Source organism: Duganella rhizosphaerae (genome assembly GCF_040364205.1).
Lineage (GTDB): Bacteria > Pseudomonadota > Gammaproteobacteria > Burkholderiales > Burkholderiaceae_D > Rugamonas > Rugamonas rhizosphaerae.
Genome location: NZ_BPWK01000005.1, coordinates 159,474 through 175,194, shown reverse-complemented (window position 1 = coordinate 175,194; position 15,721 = coordinate 159,474). Strand labels below are relative to the sequence as shown.

The 15,721-nt window shown below is 66.9% G+C and carries 10 protein-coding genes; 6 read left to right on the top strand and 4 right to left on the bottom strand.

Annotated elements, in window-relative coordinates:
- Positions 1–4: 4 nt before the first annotated feature.
- The 4 genes from RUGAMON1_RS13115 to RUGAMON1_RS13100 all read right to left on the bottom strand — a co-directional run bounded on the left by RUGAMON1_RS13115 (position 5) and on the right by RUGAMON1_RS13100 (position 6,995).
- Positions 5–1,432, bottom strand: a complete 1,428-nt coding sequence (locus tag RUGAMON1_RS13115; protein WP_445231122.1) for an efflux transporter outer membrane subunit — start codon at positions 1,430–1,432, stop codon at positions 5–7.
- A 2-nt stretch (positions 1,433–1,434) separates the two neighbouring features.
- Positions 1,435–2,682: an efflux RND transporter periplasmic adaptor subunit gene (locus RUGAMON1_RS13110; RefSeq protein ID WP_445230920.1), complete on the bottom strand. Its 1,248-nt coding sequence runs from the start codon at positions 2,680–2,682 to the stop codon at positions 1,435–1,437.
- Between the two features lies 1 nt (position 2,683).
- The gene (locus RUGAMON1_RS13105; protein ID WP_445230919.1) at positions 2,684–5,890 is read right to left on the bottom strand and encodes an efflux RND transporter permease subunit; all 3,207 of its coding nucleotides are present in this window, start codon (positions 5,888–5,890) and stop codon (positions 2,684–2,686) included.
- Positions 5,891–5,969: 79 nt separating this feature from the next.
- Positions 5,970–6,995, bottom strand: coding sequence for an AraC family transcriptional regulator (locus RUGAMON1_RS13100; RefSeq protein ID WP_445230918.1), 1,026 nt, complete (start codon positions 6,993–6,995; stop codon positions 5,970–5,972).
- A gap of 132 nt (positions 6,996–7,127) precedes the next feature.
- Here RUGAMON1_RS13100 and RUGAMON1_RS13095 point away from each other — a divergent pair, with 132 nt between their 5' ends.
- The 6 genes from RUGAMON1_RS13095 to glpK all read left to right on the top strand — a co-directional run bounded on the left by RUGAMON1_RS13095 (position 7,128) and on the right by glpK (position 15,716).
- Positions 7,128–8,777, top strand: a complete 1,650-nt coding sequence (locus RUGAMON1_RS13095; protein ID WP_445230917.1) for a 3-(methylthio)propionyl-CoA ligase — start codon at positions 7,128–7,130, stop codon at positions 8,775–8,777.
- 89 nt (positions 8,778–8,866) lie between these two features.
- The gene (locus RUGAMON1_RS13090; protein ID WP_445230916.1) at positions 8,867–11,008 is read left to right on the top strand and encodes a TonB-dependent receptor; all 2,142 of its coding nucleotides are present in this window, start codon (positions 8,867–8,869) and stop codon (positions 11,006–11,008) included.
- Positions 11,009–11,019: 11 nt separating this feature from the next.
- A complete protein-coding gene (locus RUGAMON1_RS13085; protein ID WP_445230915.1) occupies positions 11,020–11,892 on the top strand; it encodes an alpha/beta fold hydrolase in 873 nt (290 codons plus the stop codon).
- Complete coding sequence (locus tag RUGAMON1_RS13080; protein ID WP_445230914.1) at positions 11,889–12,722, top strand: SDR family oxidoreductase; 834 nt, start codon at positions 11,889–11,891, stop codon at positions 12,720–12,722. The genes RUGAMON1_RS13085 and RUGAMON1_RS13080 overlap by 4 nt, the downstream gene beginning before the upstream one ends.
- Entirely contained in the window at positions 12,719–14,236 is a 1,518-nt protein-coding gene (gene glpD, locus RUGAMON1_RS13075; protein WP_445230913.1) for a glycerol-3-phosphate dehydrogenase, read from the top strand. Before RUGAMON1_RS13080 ends, glpD begins: the two co-directional genes overlap by 4 nt.
- Positions 14,229–15,716: a glycerol kinase GlpK gene (gene glpK / locus RUGAMON1_RS13070; protein WP_445230912.1), complete on the top strand. Its 1,488-nt coding sequence runs from the start codon at positions 14,229–14,231 to the stop codon at positions 15,714–15,716. The genes glpD and glpK overlap by 8 nt, the downstream gene beginning before the upstream one ends.
- Positions 15,717–15,721 lie beyond the last annotated feature (5 nt).

The window sequence follows — 15,721 nt, the reverse complement described above, 5'->3', positions numbered from 1 at the left end:
CGCTTCAGGGCGGCGGCGCCTTCCAGCCGCCGCCCAGCGCCTTGACCAGGTAGACCGAGCCGACCATCTGCTTGCCGCGTATCTGCACGGCCAGGCGCTGGTTGGCAAGCAGCGTCTGCTGGGCGGTGATGACGTCGAAATAGGTTTCGACGCCGCCGGCGTAGCGGTCGTTGGCCAGCTCCAGCACCCGCTGCGAGCTGCGCACGCTGGCATCGGACAGCGCATGGGCGCGGCCCAGCGCGGCCAGGCCGGACATGCCGTCCTCCACCTCCTGCATCGCCACCAGCACGCTCTGCCGGTAGGTGGCGACTACGCCGGTGTAGCCGGCCTGGGCGATGGCCACGGTGGCGTCGCTCTTGCCGGCGTCGAACAGGCTTTGCGTGACGGCCGCGCCGAGCGACCACACCAGGCTCGGCGCTTGCAGCAGCTTGCTCATCTGGCTGCTGTCCCAGCCGCCGCTCGATTGCAGCATCACCGACGGGAACCAGGCGGCGCGGGCGACGCCGATGTTGGCGTTGGCGGCGGCCACCGCGCGCTCGGCGGCGGCCACGTCCGGCCGCCGTTGCAGCACATCCGAGGGCAGGCCGACCGGCAGCGACGGCGGCGTCAGCGCCACCACGGCGGGCGGCAGCTTGAAGGAGGGCGCCGGGGTGCCGGTCAGCGTGGCGATGGCGTGTTCGTATTGCGCGCGCTGGCTGAGCAGCAGTTCCAGCTGCGTCTTGCTGGCGTCCAGCAGCGACTGTTGTTGCGCCAGATCGAGGCCGGTGGCCGCGCCCAGTTCATGCCGGGCTTCGATGAAATCGTAGGCCTTCTGCTGCAACACGATGCCTTGCTTGAGCACGTCGATTTCGGCATCCAGCTCGCGCAGGTTGAAATAGTCGGCGGCCAGTTCGGAGCACAGCACCAGGCGCACGTTCTCGAAGTCGGCTGCGGCCTGCCCGGCGGCGGCGCGCGCGCTTTGCACGCCGCTGCGCACGCGGCCGAACAAATCGGCCTCGTAGCTGGCCGCAAAGCCCAGCTGGTAATTATCCTGCACCACCGATTGATTGGTGCTGTTGTACGCGGCCAGCGGACGGTTGGCCGACGTCTTCTGCCGCGCCGCGCCGGCTTGCAGGCCGGCCTGCGGGAACAGTCCGGCCGAGCTGACAGTCACTTGGGACCGCGCCTGCTCCAGCCGCGCGGCGGCGCCGGCCAGGCTTTGGTTGTGCGTCAGCGTCTGTTGCGCCAGCTGGTTCAGCTGCGCATCGCCGAACACTTCCCACCAGTTGCCCTTCAATCCGGCGTCGTCCGGTGCGCCGGCGCGGAACGGGGTGGATGATTGCCACATCGCAGGCAGATCGATGGCCGGTTTTTCGTAGACCGGCGCGCCGGCGCAGCCGGCCAATAGCAGCGCGGCGGCCATCATGCCGTACGCTGCGGGTGGGCGGCGCATGCTCATTGCGACGCTTTCCCGGCCGCGCCGGCGCCGGCATCGGCCTTGGCCTGCTTGACCGACACCACATCGCCATCCGCCAGCGAATCCGCCGGATTGACCACCAGCCGCTCGGCCGTTGTCAGTCCGCTCAGCACCTCCATCTTGTTACCCAGGTCGTGCCCCAGCGTGATGGCTTGCAGCTTGACCTTGCCGTCGCCGCCCACCACCGCCACCCGCGGCCCTTCCGGCCGGAACAACAGCACGTTGGACGGCACCAGCAGCGCATTGGAACTGCCGCTGAGCGGCAAGGCCACCTGCACATAGGAGCCGGCCAGCAGCGCGTTGTCCTTGTTCGGCAGGTTGATCTCGATCTGCATGGTGCGCGTGGCCGCGTCGATGGCGCCCGCCGTGCGCACCACGGTTCCGCTGAACTTCTGGCCCGTCAGCTCGGCCTGCGTCACCGTGACATGGTCGCCGATCTTGATGCGCTGGGCGTAGGTCTGCGGTACATACACGTACACACGCAGCGGATCCACCTGCGCCAGCCGGAACAGCGCCCGGTCCGCGCCGCCGTTGCCGCCGTTGATCAAGTCGCCGACGTCCACCGAGCGGCTGGTGATCACGCCGGAAAACGGCGCGACGACGCGCTTGAACTCTTCGGTCTTCTGCAAGCGGCGCACATTGGCGTCGGCCGCCGCCAGGTTGGCCTGCGCCTGTGTGTAGGCGCTGCTGCGCTCATTGAGCTCCTGCTGCGTGACGGCGTCCTTCTTGCGCAAGGCTTCCCAGCGCTCGGCCGAGCTTTTCGCCAGTTCCAGGCTGGCCGCCGCCTGCTGGCGCGCCGCCACGGCTTGCGACAGCTGCTGGTCCACTTCCGGCGTATCGATCTCCGCCAGCACGTCGCCCTTGTTCACGCGCGCGCCGATGTCCCTGGTCCAACGCAGCACATAGCCGCTGCTGCGCGCGTAGATGGGGGATTCGATGATGCCTTGCAGCGTGCCGGGTAGCGACAGCGGCTCGCCCCCCGGCGCCGCCTTGGCGCTGGTGACGAGCACATACTGCTGGTTCAATTCGGTGGTGGCCGCCGCCAGCGCGTTCGCATGCACCGCGCGCTGCACCAGCGTGGCGGCGCCGCCCGCCAGCAGCAAGACGACGGCGACCAGGCCGGCCAGCTTGGCGCGCCTGAGGATAGGCCCGCGATGCGGATGGTGGTGCGCGCCATCCTCCGGGGTGTGATGGATGCCAAGCTTGGCGTGACGGTTTTCGGACATGTCAGGTATTCCCTTCTGCGACGGCAGGCGTGGACGGCAACCGGCGCGCGGCGCGGTGCTCCAGGTAGCGGTGGACGCCGGCAAAGACGATCGGCACGAACAGCAAAGTGGACACGGTGGCGAACAGCAGGCCGCCGATGACGGCGCGGCCCAGCGGCGCGTTCTGTTCCGCGCCTTCACCCATGCCGATCGCCATCGGCACCATGCCGATGATCATGGCCAGCGCCGTCATCAGCACTGGCCGGATGCGCGTGGCGCCGGCTTCCAGCGCGGCCGACAGCGGCGGCAGGCCGTCGTTGAGGCGCTGGCGCGCGAACGACACCATCAGGATCGAGTTCGCGGTGGCCACGCCCATCGTCATGATGGCGCCGGTCAACGCCGGCACGCTGAGCGTGGTCCCGGTCAGGAACAGCATCCAGGCGATGCCCGCCAGCGCCGCCGGCAGCGCGGTGATGATGATGAACGGGTCCACCCAGGACTGGAAGTTCACCACGATCAGCAGGTACACCAGCACGATCGCCATCAGCAGGCCGACGCCCAGGCCGACGAAGGACGAGTGCATGGTCTCGACCTGGCCGCGCAGGTCGATCTTGCTGCCGCGCGGTAGCTTGGTGCTCATCTGATCCACCAGCTTCTGGATATCCGCCGAGGTGGCGCCCAGGTCGCGGCCTTCGACGCTGACGAAGATATCGATCACCGGCGTCAGGTTGTAGTGCGAGACGATGGCCGGCTGCGTCGACGGCGACACCGTCACCAGGCTGCTCAACTGCTGGGTGGCGCCGGTGCCGTCGCCCGCCGCGCCAGGCGTGCCGGCGCCGCGTACCGGCGTGCGCAGCAGCGCATCGAGGTCGTCGATGCGGTATTGCGGCGATTGCACCGCCACGCTGTACACCACGCCGTTGCCCGGATTGAGCCAGAACGCCGGCTGCGTCACCGCGCTGCCGGACAGCGTCACCAGCAGGTTCTGCGCCACGTCGATGGGATTCAGACCCAGTTGCTTCATCTTGACGCGGTCCATGTTCAGGCCCAGCGTCGGCAGATCCATACGCTGCTGGATGTGGACATCGACCGCGCCGTGCACCTGTTTGATTTGCTTCATCAGCTGCGCGGCAAGCTGGTAGTTGCTGGCCAAATCCTTGCCGGCGATCTGGATGTCGACCGCCGCCGGCTGGCCGAAGTTGAGGATCTGCGTGACGATATCGGCCGGCTGGAAGAAGAACTCCACGCCGGGAAAGCGCCGGGGCAGTTCGCGCCGCAGCTGGTCGATATAGACCTTCGACGGGCGATGGTCCTCGTGCAGCGACATCAATATCTCCGCATCCAGCGTGCCGATGGTGCCGGCGTTGCTGTACGAGAGATTGATGCTGCTGTACGGCGTGCCGAGGTTGTCGAGGATGGTTTGCAGCTGGTCCTTCGGGATCACCTCGCGGATGACCTTCTCCACTTCGTCGGTGACGCGCGCGGTCTCCTCGATACGGGTGCCGGTCGGCATGCGCATGTGCAGGCGGATCTGGCCCGAATCCACGCTCGGGAAGAAGTCGCGGCCGATGGCGAACACCAGTCCGAGCGACAGAACGCAGAACAGCAGGAAGGCGCCGCCGAAGCGCTTGCGGTGCGTCAGCAGCGTGGAAAGGATGATGATGTAGCCGCCGCGGAAGCGCTCGAACGCGGCGTCGAAGCGCAGGTAGACCCGTTGCAGCAGGTTCGGTTTCGCGTCGGCCGGCGACGGCGCATGGTCCATCATCAGCATGACCATGGTCGGCACCAGCGTGCGCGAAAGGATGTAGGAGGCGATCATCGCGAACACCACCGCCTCGGCCAGCGGCACGAACAGGTAGCGCGCCACGCCGGTCAGGAAGAACATCGGCACGAACACGATGCAGATGCATAGCGTGGACACCAGCGCCGGCACGGCGATCTCGCCGGCGCCTTCCATGATCGCCTGGTGCAGGTCCGAGCCCTGGTGCAGGTGGCGCTCGATGTTCTCGATGGTGACGGTGGCGTCGTCCACCAGGATGCCGACCGCCAGCGCCAGGCCGCCCAGCGTCATGATGTTGATGGTCTCGCCCAGCATGTACAGCACCAGGATGGACGACAGGATGGACAGCGGGATCGACACGGCGATGATGCAGGTGCTGCGCCAGTTCCCGAGGAACAGCAGGATCATGGCGGCGGTCAGCGCGGCGGCGATGATGGCCTCGCGCACCACGCCGCTGATCGCGGCCTTGACGAACAGCGACTGGTCGAACAGCGGCGTGATCTTCAGTTCCGCCGGCAGCGACTGCATCGCCTTCGGCAGCAGGCCCTTGAGGGTGTTGACGATGTCCAGCGTCGACGAGCCGCCGTTCTTCAGCACCGACAGCAGCACGCCGCGCTCGCCGTTCTGGCGCACGATGTTCGTTTGGGGCGAGAAACCGTCACGCACGCGCGCCACTTCGGACAGGTAGGTGATGCTGCCGTTCTTGCTCAGCACCGGCAGCTGGTTCAGGCCCGCGATGGTGTCTGGCGAGCCGTTCATGCTGACGTTGAATTCGGTGCCGCCTATCTTGGCGGTGCCGGACGGCAGGATCAGGTTTTGCGCGTTGACGGCGGCCACCACGTCGGTCGGCGTCAGCCCCTTGGCTTGCAGCGCCCTGGTGTCCAGGTCCACCGACACCAGGCGCGATTTGCCGCCATAAGGGTAGGGCACGGCCGCGCCGGGGATGGTGACCAGCTGCGGACGCAGGAAGTTGACGGCGGTGTCGAACATCGCCTGCTCGGTCATCGACGGACTGGAAAGGCCAAGCTGGATCACCGGGATGCTGGAGGCGGAGTACTTGATGATCAGCGGCGGCTGCATCCCCGGCGGCAGTTGGCGCAGCTGCGCTTGCGAGATCGCCACCACCTGCGCGATCGCGGTCTGGATATTGGCTTCCGGCTGGAAGAAGATCTTGATGACCGACGATCCGGCCAGCGACTGCGACTCGATATGCTCGATGTCGTTGACCGTGGTGGTCAGGCTGCGCTCCGTCGAGTTGGCGACGCGCTGGCCCATCTCCTGCGCCGACAAACCGCCGTACTGCCAGATGACGCTGACGACCGGGATGTTAATTTCCGGGAAAATGTCGGTCGCCATCTTGGTCAGCACCAGCGGCGTGGACAACAGTATCAGCAGCGCCATCACGATGAAGGTGTAAGGGCGCCGCAAGGCGATTTGAACGATCCACATCCTGGGCTTTTCCGCGAGGTGACACAAGCGGAAAATCATAGCACGGCCGACGCGGGCCGATACTTACCAATACAGTGCGTTACAAAACGGCGGCCTGGCAGGTCAGCTGCCGCCGGTACTGCCCGGGCGAGGCGGTGAACCAGCGCTGGCACGCGCGGCAGAAGGTGCTCTGGTCGGCAAAGCCCAGCATGAAGGCGATCTGCCCCAGCACGATCTGCTCCTGTGCCAGATATTGGCGCGCCATGTCGCGCCGGGTATCGTCCAACAACTGCTGGAACGACGTCCCTTCGTCCTGCAGGCGGCGCTGCAAGGTGCGCTCGCTGATGTGCAGGGCCGCCGCCGCCGCGGCGCGCGGGGGATCGCCGTCCGGCAGGCTGCGCACGATCAGTTCGCGCACGCGTGCTGTCAGCTTGTCCTTGTCCATCTGCTGGAGGAATTCGGCGGCGTAGCGTTCATGAAGCTCGGCCAGGCGCGGATTGGAGGCCGGCAGCGGCGCGTCCAGGTCCGCCGTCGCGAACAGGATGCCGTTGCTGGGCGCATTGAAGCGCAGGGGGCCGGCGAAGGCGCGCGCGTGCGCCTGCGTGCTGCCCGGCTCCGCGTGCACCAGCTCTATGCCGATCGGGTTGATGCTGCGGCCGGCGATCCAGCGGCAGATATTCAGGATCGTAATCAGGACGAACTCACAGCGCTGGCGCGGCACCGGCACGCTGCCGCCGGTGATGGCAAGGCGCAGCCACTGGCCGCCGCGCGGATCGTCCTCCATGGTGAAGACGGCGGCGTCGCTGATGATACGGATGTAGCGCATAAAGCGCTGCAAGGCGGCGCCCATCGTCGGCGCCGTCATCATGGTATAGGCCAGCAGGTCCAGCGTGGCGGGGCGCGGGCTGTCCGGCGACTCCAGCGCGATGGCCTCGTTGCCGGATGCCGCGGTGATAAGGTTCCACAGCGTGCTCAGTTGGTCGCTGTCGATGCGCCGGTGCGGATCCTGCATGGCGGCGGTGTCGATGCCGGCGGCGGCAAAGATGCTGCGCGGGTCCATGCCTATGGTGGTGAGCAAATCCCATATGCCGTTCAGCCAAGCGCCCGACGTGGTGGGTTGATTCATGTGGTCTCCTGTTGCATATCCGCGGCTTTTGGCGCCGCTGTCTTCTTCGAACAATAAGCTGGCTTCTGCGGCAAAGACGCAAGGAGCGCTCCGGCCTACAGTGGATTCCATTATGGCAGGCATGGAGACGTGATGGTAGAAGAATGCAATAGCCCGGTACCCGGGCAGATGATGCGCCGCCCTTTGTTGATCTCGTCGCTGCTGCGGCACGCGGACCGCTATTTCGGCCAGCGCGAGATCGTCAGCCGCAACGAGGACGGCAGCCTGCACCGCTACACGTGGCGCGACTGCCACACCCGCACGCGGCGCATGGCCAACGCCTTGTCGGCGCTGGGTGTACGCATGGGGGAGCGGGTCGCCACGCTGGCCTGGAACGGCTATCGCCACCTGGAGCTGTACTACGCGGTGTCAGGTTCCGGTGCGGTGCTGCATACGGTGAATCCGCGCCTGCATCCGGAGCAGCTGGCCTGGATCATCAACGACGCCGACGACCAGCTGGTGTTCTTCGAGCGCTCCTTCCTGCCGCTGATCGCCGCCATCGCGCCGCTCTGCCCATCGGTGAAGGCCTTCATCATGCTGGGCTGCCGCGCCGACCTGCCGCCGGATACTTCGGTGATGACGTACGAGGAGTTGATCGGCGCCCACGGCGACGACTACACCTGGCCGGTGTTCGACGAGGACGCCGCCTCCAGCCTGTGCTACACCTCCGGCACCACCGGCCATCCGAAAGGCGTGCTGTATTCGCACCGCTCGACCATCCTGCATTCCTATGCGTCGGTGATGCCGGACGCGCTGAACCTGTCGGCGCGCGATTGCGTCATGCCGGTGGTGCCCATGTTTCATGTCAACGCCTGGGGCTTGCCCTATACCTGTGCGCTGGCCGGGGCCAAGCTGGTGCTGCCGGGGTGCGCGCTGGACGGTTGTTCCCTCTATCAGCTGATGGAGCAGGAGGGTGTGACCTTCTCGGCCGGCGTGCCGACCATCTGGATGGGCTTATTGGATCATGTGCGCGCCAACGGCCTGCGGTTTTCCACTTTTGCGCGCACCGTCATCGGCGGCTCGGCCTGTCCGCCGGCGATGAGCGACGCCTTCCGCGACGACTACGGCATCGAGGTGGTGCACGCCTTCGGCATGACGGAGCTGTCGCCGGTGGCCACCACCTGCACCTTGCAGGCGCAGCACCTGGCGCTGCCGCCGGCGGAACAGCGCCGCGTGCTGCAGGCGCAAGGCCATGTGCTGTTTGGCGTCGACATGAAGATCATCGACGACGACGGCGCCGAATTGCCGTGGGACGGCGAGAGCAGCGGCCACCTGATGATGCGCGGGCCGTGGGTGCTCGATTCCTATTTCAAGCAAGCCCCCGGCGGCGCCTTGCGCGACGGCTGGTTCCCGAGCGGCGACGTGGCGGTGATCGACGCCGACGGCTATATGCGCATCACCGACCGCAGCAAGGATGTCATCAAGTCCGGCGGCGAATGGATAGGTTCCATCGAACTGGAAAACATCGCCATGACCCACGATGCGGTGCGGCTGGCGGCGTGCATAGGCATCAGCCATCCGAAGTGGGATGAACGTCCCTTGCTGGTGGTGGTGCGCGAGCCTGGCGCCACGCTGGACCGCGAAACGCTGCTTGGCTACTACGAAGGAAAAATCGCCCGCTGGTGGACGCCCGACGACGTGGTGTTCGTCGATGCGCTGCCCATAGGCCCGACCGGCAAGGTGCTGAAGAACCACATCCGCGAGCAGTTCCGCGACCACCGCCTGCCCGCCAGCGGCCGATAACCCGATCAAACGCGCCCGCCAGCCCCCGTGGCGCGGACGCGTGCAGTGCAGCCGGGGGAACCAAAACAATCATAAAGAAGGAGACATGTATGCGTTATTCGAAAGAACTCTGCGGGACCGTGGCCGTGCTGGGCCTGGCCGTATCCGCACAAGCCCAACAAGCCGACGAGCAGGGCGACACCGCCCGCGTCGTCGTCACGGCGCAGAAGCGCGAGCAGCTGTTGCAGGAGGTGCCGGTGTCGGTCAGCGCCATCACTGCCGATTCCATGAAGAGCGCCAAGATCGACACCGGCACCGAGATCGCACGACAGGTGGCCAACCTGCGCGTGTCGGTGCTGGGCGACGAATCGCAGCCCAAGTTTTCGTTGCGCGGCATCTCCACGCCGGAATTCAACCTGAACGCCATTTCACCGACCGGCATCTTCTTCGACGAGGTGTATGTGGGCGCGCCGTTCCTGGGGGGCGCGCAGATCTTCGACGTTGAACGGGTCGAGGTGCTGCGTGGTCCACAGGGCACGCTGTTCGGCAAGAACACCACGGCGGGTGCGGTCAACTTCATATCGAAAAAACCCAGCTTCCGCCAGAACGGCGACCTGACGGTGGGCTACGGCAGCCACAATCTGAAGGAGGCCAAGGGCGCGCTCGAGGTGCCGCTGATCGACGACCGCCTCAGCGCGCGTTTCGCCTTCACCGCCGCCCATTCGGACGGTTATATCGAGAACGTCAACCCGGCCGGCCACGACCTGTCGAACATCGACCGCAAGGCGGCCCGCCTGACGCTGGCCTACAAGGACGGCGACGGCTGGAACGGCAGCTTGCGCCTGTTCGGCGTGAACAACAACCCGGAAGCGGTGGGCGCCGTCAACCAGGGCAGCGGGCCTGGCGGGCTCAATGCCAACGGCCGCGATCCCCGCATCAATCCCTATACCGGGCAGCCGCTGTCGTCGCGCCAGGTGGCGACCGACCGCTCCGGCGATATCGAAGTGCGCGGCAGCGGCGGCTACCTGACCGTCAACAAGAATACGGACCTCGGCACCTTTACTTCGATTACCTCCTACGTCAATGGCCGCTTCGCCAACCTGGTGGATGCCGACGGCACCATCGATCCGCTGCTGCACATCGACTTCGCCTCGAAGACGCGCGAGATCAGCCAGGATCTGCGCTTCACCACGTCCCTCGACGGCCCGTTCCAGCTGATCGCCGGCCTGTATCACCAGCGCGACGACATCGATATCGGCACCACCTACACCATCTTTGGCGGCCCGCCGGTGCTGCCCATCCTGCGCCAGAGCTACAACCAGCAGCGCCGCTCGTATGCGGCCTACCTGGACGGCACCTATGAGCTGAGCAAGATCGTGACCATGTACGGCGGCCTGCGCTACACCCGCGACGAGGGACGCCTGAACAACTTCAAGGTCGATCCGGTGGTGCCGCCACAGGCGCAACTGAACTACAACGACGGCAAGCCGACCGGCCGCATCGGCATGAGCGCGCAGCTGACCAGGGACGTCATGGTGTTCGGCCACTACGCACGCGGTTACCGCAGCAGCGCCTTCAACGGTGGCGCCCTGACCAATGTGGCGGACCTGAATGTGGCCAAGCCGGAGGACCTGAATTCCTTCGAGGCCGGCGTCAAGACCCAAATGTTCGACCGCAAGCTGACGCTGAACGCGTCGGCCTTCCTGTACAACTTCAAGAACCAGCAGTTCCTGAACGTGGTGGGCATCGGCACCCAGCAGCTGGTCAACGCCGGCTCGTCGCGCATCACCGGCGCCGAGATCGAGGCGGTCTACGCGCCGAGCCGCAGCCTGCGCCTGTCCACCGGCGTCGGTCTGCTGAACGCCAGCTACCGCGAACTGGTGCTGAACGGCGTCGACCTGTCCGGCAAGCGCATGATCGAAGCGCCGCGCTATACCGCCAACGCCGCAGGGGACTACCGCGTTCCGGCCGGCGCCTGGTCGCTCAACTTCCACGCCGACGCCACGCTGGTGGCCGAGCAGTATTTCGTCGCGGCCAACACCCAGCCGTCGCGCGTGGGACAGTCGCGCGACGTCGGCGCCCGCATTTCGCTGACCAGTCCCTCCAAAAAGTACGAGTACGCGATCTACGGCAAGAACCTGACCGACAACCAGGTCGCCACCGGCATCGTGCTCGATCCGACTTCCGCGACCCGCTTCACCACGGTGCCGTATCCTCGCCGTTACGGCATCGAAGCCTCGGTCCGATTCTAAGGGAGCGCGCAATGACGATACAGGAACAACGGCTCACGCTGACGGCCGGCGATGGCCACGCCATCGAAGTAATCTGCTGGCAGGGGCGAACCAGGCCGCGCGCCATCATCCAGATCGTGCATGGCATGGCCGAGCACTCGATGCGCTACCAGCACGTGGCCGAGGCGTTGGTGGATGCCGGCTACGTGGTCTACGCCAGCGAACATCGCGGCCACGGTAACCTGGCGCGTGAACACGGAACGCTGGGCGACTTTGGCCCGCGCGGATTCCAGGGGCTGGTGGACGACATGGTGCGGGTGACGCGCCATGCGGAGGACCGCTATCCCGGCCTGCCGATGGTGATGCTGGCGCATAGCATGGGCTCCATGGCCGCGCAGGTCTACCTGCTCGATCACGCCGGCCTGCTGGATGCGGTGGCCCTGTCCGGCACCACCGCGCTGGAGCTGCTGGACCCGCGCGTCTCCGGCTGGACGGTGGAAGCGGCCAACGCCACGGTGCCGGACGCGCAGTCGCCGGTGGATTGGCTAAGCCGCGATCCGGCGGTGCCGGCGGCCTACATCGCCGATCCGCTGTGCGCCTTCCCGTTGACGGATGCCTCGCTGTTCTCGATCTTCGATGTCGGGCTGCGCACCGCCGATCCGGCGCAGCTGGCGCGCATGCCGAAGGATCTGCCGATGTACCTGTTCACAGGCGACCGCGATCCGGTCAACGGCATGCTGGCGTGGTTCGATCCGCTGGTGGCGCGGCTGCGCGCAGCGGGCATGCGCGACGTCTCCACCCATGTCTACGGTGGCGCGCGCCATGAAGTGCTGAATGAAACCAACCGCGATGAAGTCATCGCCAATTTGCTGGCCTGGCTGGCCAGGGTGACAGGAGAACTATGAGAAACGTGTTTCAGCCCAATCTGCTGGAAGGCAAAGCGGCCTTCATCACCGGCGGCGGCAGCGGCATCAACCAGTGCATCGCCGAGCACATGGCCGGCGCCGGCGCCGCCGTGACCATCGTCGGCCGCGACCTGGCCAAGGCGCAGCGCGCCGCGGACGCCATCAATGCCGCCGGTGGCCGCGCCATCGGCCTGTCCGCCGACGTGCGCGACTACGATCAGGTCGCGGCGGCGCTGCTGGCGGCGCAGCGCGAGTTCGGGCGCCTGGATATCGTGGTCGCCGGCGCCGCCGGCAATTTTGTCGCCCCGGCGCTGGACATGTCGTCCAAGGGCTTTCGCACGGTGATCGATATCGATTTGATCGGGACCTTCAACACCGTGCACGCCGCCCATGCCCACCTGGCCAAGCCGGGCGGCCTGGTGCTGGCGATATCCGCGGTACAGTCGACCATGCCGACCGCCACGCAAAGCCACGTCTGCGCCGCCAAGGCGGGTATCGACATGCTGATGCGGACCCTGGCCGTGGAGTGGGGCGCGCAGGGCATACGCTGCGTCGGCATCGCGCCCGGGCCGGTCGGCGACACCGAAGGCATGCGGCGCCTGGCGCCGGATGGACAACGGAGCTGGGACCGGCTGCTGGACAGCATTCCTTCCGGCCGCGCCGGCGCGCGCGAGGAAATCGCGGCGCTGGCCCTGTTCCTCGCCAGCGGCGCCGCCGACTACATCAACGGCGTGGTCCTGCCGATCGACGGTGGGCAGACGGCGGTGGGAGGGCATGCATTCGGCGCCATGCTGCTTGATTCCTTGCGTCCACGGAGTACCAGCATTTGAATCCTACCGTTCTTGATTGCGATGTGCTGGTGATCGGCGGCGGCATCAATGGCGCCGGTATCGCCCGCGATGCGGCCGGACGCGGCATGTCGGTGGTGTTATGCGAGAAGGACGACCTGGCCTCGCACACCTCGTCGGCGTCCTCCAAACTGATACACGGCGGCCTGCGCTACCTGCAGTACTACGAATTCGGCCTGGTGCGAAAAGCACTGATCGAGCGCGAGGTGCTGATGCGCAGCGCGCCGCACCTGATAGCGCCGCTGCGCTTCGTGATGCCGCATGCGCCGGGCTTGCGGCCAGCGTGGATGCTGCGCGCCGGCTTGTTCCTGTACGATCATCTGGCGTCGCGCAAGCTGCTGGGCGGCTCGCAGGGCATCGACTTGCGCCGGCACACGGCGGGGGCGCCGCTCAAATCCGCGTACCGGCGCGGCTTCACCTATTTCGACGCCGCCGTTGATGATGCGCGGCTGGTGGTCGCCAACGTCATCGATGCGGCGGAGCGGGGCGCCCGCGTGCTGACCCGTACCGAATGTATCGCCCTGGCGCCGGTTGAGGGACTCTGGGTGGCGACGCTGCGCGGCGCGGACGGCCCGATCACGGGCGTGCGCGCGCGCTGCCTGGTCAACGCCGGCGGCTCGTGGGCGATGAGGTTGCGCCAACGCGCCGTCCCCGCAGCGAAGGGCGGCCTGCGGCTGGTGAAGGGCAGCCATATCGTCGTCAAGCGCCTGTTCGCGCACGATGATGCCTATATCTTCCAGCATGCGGACGGCCGCATAGTGTTCGCGATTCCCTACCAGGGCGACTACACGCTGATCGGCACCACCGACCTTGATTACGAGGGCGACATGGGCAAGGTTGAAATCAGCCCCGAGGAAGTGGCGTATCTGTGCGAGCTTGGCAGCGTCTACTTCAAGCTACCGGTGCGGCCGGCCGACGTGGTGTGGAGCTACGCCGGCGTGCGCCCGCTGGTGGACGACGGCGCCGGCGACGCCAAGGCCGTCACGCGCGACTATCAGCTGCTGCTGGACGACGATACGGCGCCTGTGCTGTCCGTCTTCGGCGGAAAAATCACCACCTACCGCAAGCTGGCCGAGGAGGCGGTCGACCGGGTTGCCGCCGTCATCGGGGCTTCGGGCAAGGCGTGGACCGCCGGGGCGTGCCTGCCCGGCGGCGACATACACGGCAAGCTTCCCGATAACCGCTCGGTGACCGGGTTTGGCCTGTTCGTGCGCGATGCGCAGCGCCGCTACGGCTGGCTGCCGGCGCGCCTGGTGACGCGCTACGCCCATGCCTACGGCAGCCGCATCCACCGTTTGCTGGAGGGGTGCGATTCGATCGCCTGCATGGGCCGGCATTTCGCGGCGGACCTGTATGAGCGTGAAGTCCGCTATCTGATCGATGCGGAATGGGCACGCGGCGCGGACGACGTGCTGTGGCGCCGCACCAAGCTAGGCCTGCGCGTCGGGCCGGCAGCTGTCGCCGCGCTCAGTGAATGGATGCTGCGCCATGCATGACTACATACTGGCCTTGGACCAGGGCACATCCAGCTCGCGCGCGGCGCTGTTCGACCGCGCGGGGCGGCCGGCCGGCATGGCGCAGCAGGAGTTCCGGCAGATATTTCCGCAGCCGGGCTGGGTCGAGCATTGTCCACGGGAGCTCTGGAAATCACAACTCACGGTGATGCGGCAGGTGCTGGCGCAGCAGGGCGTGGCGCCGACCCAAGTGGCCGCCATCGGCATCGCCAACCAGCGCGAGACCGCGCTGCTGTGGGACCGCGCCACCGGCCATCCGCTGATGAACGCCATCGTCTGGCAGGACCGGCGCACCGCCGACTATTGCGAAAGCCTGCGCCGCGACGGGCTCGAAGACTGGGTGCGCGACAAGACAGGGCTGGTCATCGACGCCTACTTTTCGGCGACCAAGCTGAAGTGGATGCTGGAGCACATACCCGGTGCGCGCCGGCGCGCGGAGCGCGGCGAGCTGGCATTCGGCACGGTCGATTCATGGCTGGCCTGGAAGCTCACCGGCGCGCACATCACGGACGCGGGCAATGCCTCGCGCACCATGTTGTTCAATCTGCACAGCGCAGCATGGGATGCGGATTTGCTGGCCCTGTTCGACATCCCGGCGGCGGTGCTGCCGCAGGTAGTGGACAGCAGCGGGGTGGTGGCGTTCACTTTGCCGGAGATACTGGGCAGCCCGGTGCCGCTGGCCGGCATCGCCGGCGACCAGCAGGCCGCCACCTTCGGCCAGGCGTGCCGCACCCGCGGCAGCGCCAAGAACACCTTCGGCACCGGCAGTTTCATGCTGATGAACGTGGGCGACACACCGGTGGTATCGCGCCACAAGCTGTTGTCGACGCTGGGCTGGACCCGGGGGAAGCAGACCAGTTATCTGCTGGAGGGCAGCGTCTTCATGGCCGGGGCCACGCTGCAATGGTTGCGCGACGGCCTGGGTATCGTTGACGACGTGGCGCAGGTGGACGCGTTGGCCGCGACCGTGCCGGACGCCGGCGGCGTCGTGCTGGTGCCGGCGTTCACCGGGCTGGGGGCGCCGCACTGGGATCCGTTCGCCCGTGGCGCCGTCCTCGGGCTGAGCCGGGGTTCGGGCAAGGCCCACATCGCACGCGCCGCGCTGGAGGGCATCGCCTGCCAGAACGTCGATGTGCTGGCCGCGATCGAGAGCGATGCCGGCCTGGCGCTGACCGAGCTGCGCGTGGACGGCGGCGGAGCGCGCAGCGATATGTTGATGCAGTTGCAAGCGGATTTGCTGGGCGTGCCCGTGGTGCGGCCGCAGAATACCGAAACTACGGCGCTGGGCGCGGCGCAGCTGGCGGGCTTGGGCGTGGGATACTGGCAGGGTATTGATGAGCTGGAGTCGCACTGGGTGGTGCAGCGTCGCTTCGAACCGGCCATGGGGAGCGACCAGCGTGAACATCAGATGGCGCAATGGCGGCGCGCGTTGCAACGGGCAGCCGCTTGGCTTGCGCCCTAGCTGTG

Bases quoted from the DNA above. Each gene is read 5' to 3' on its own strand.
- RUGAMON1_RS13095 (WP_445230917.1), top strand. From the start codon at position 7,128: ATGGTAGAAGAATGCAATAGCCCGGTACCCGGGCAGATGATGCGCCGC.
- RUGAMON1_RS13110 (WP_445230920.1), bottom strand. From the start codon at position 2,682: ATGTCCGAAAACCGTCACGCCAAGCTTGGCATCCATCACACCCCGGAG.
- RUGAMON1_RS13115 (WP_445231122.1), bottom strand. From the start codon at position 1,432: ATGCGCCGCCCACCCGCAGCGTACGGCATGATGGCCGCCGCGCTGCTA.
- RUGAMON1_RS13100 (WP_445230918.1), bottom strand. From the start codon at position 6,995: ATGAATCAACCCACCACGTCGGGCGCTTGGCTGAACGGCATATGGGAT.
- RUGAMON1_RS13090 (WP_445230916.1), top strand. From the start codon at position 8,867: ATGCGTTATTCGAAAGAACTCTGCGGGACCGTGGCCGTGCTGGGCCTG.
- RUGAMON1_RS13085 (WP_445230915.1), top strand. From the start codon at position 11,020: ATGACGATACAGGAACAACGGCTCACGCTGACGGCCGGCGATGGCCAC.
- RUGAMON1_RS13080 (WP_445230914.1), top strand. From the start codon at position 11,889: ATGAGAAACGTGTTTCAGCCCAATCTGCTGGAAGGCAAAGCGGCCTTC.
- RUGAMON1_RS13105 (WP_445230919.1), bottom strand. From the start codon at position 5,890: ATGTGGATCGTTCAAATCGCCTTGCGGCGCCCTTACACCTTCATCGTG.
- glpK (WP_445230912.1), top strand. From the start codon at position 14,229: ATGCATGACTACATACTGGCCTTGGACCAGGGCACATCCAGCTCGCGC.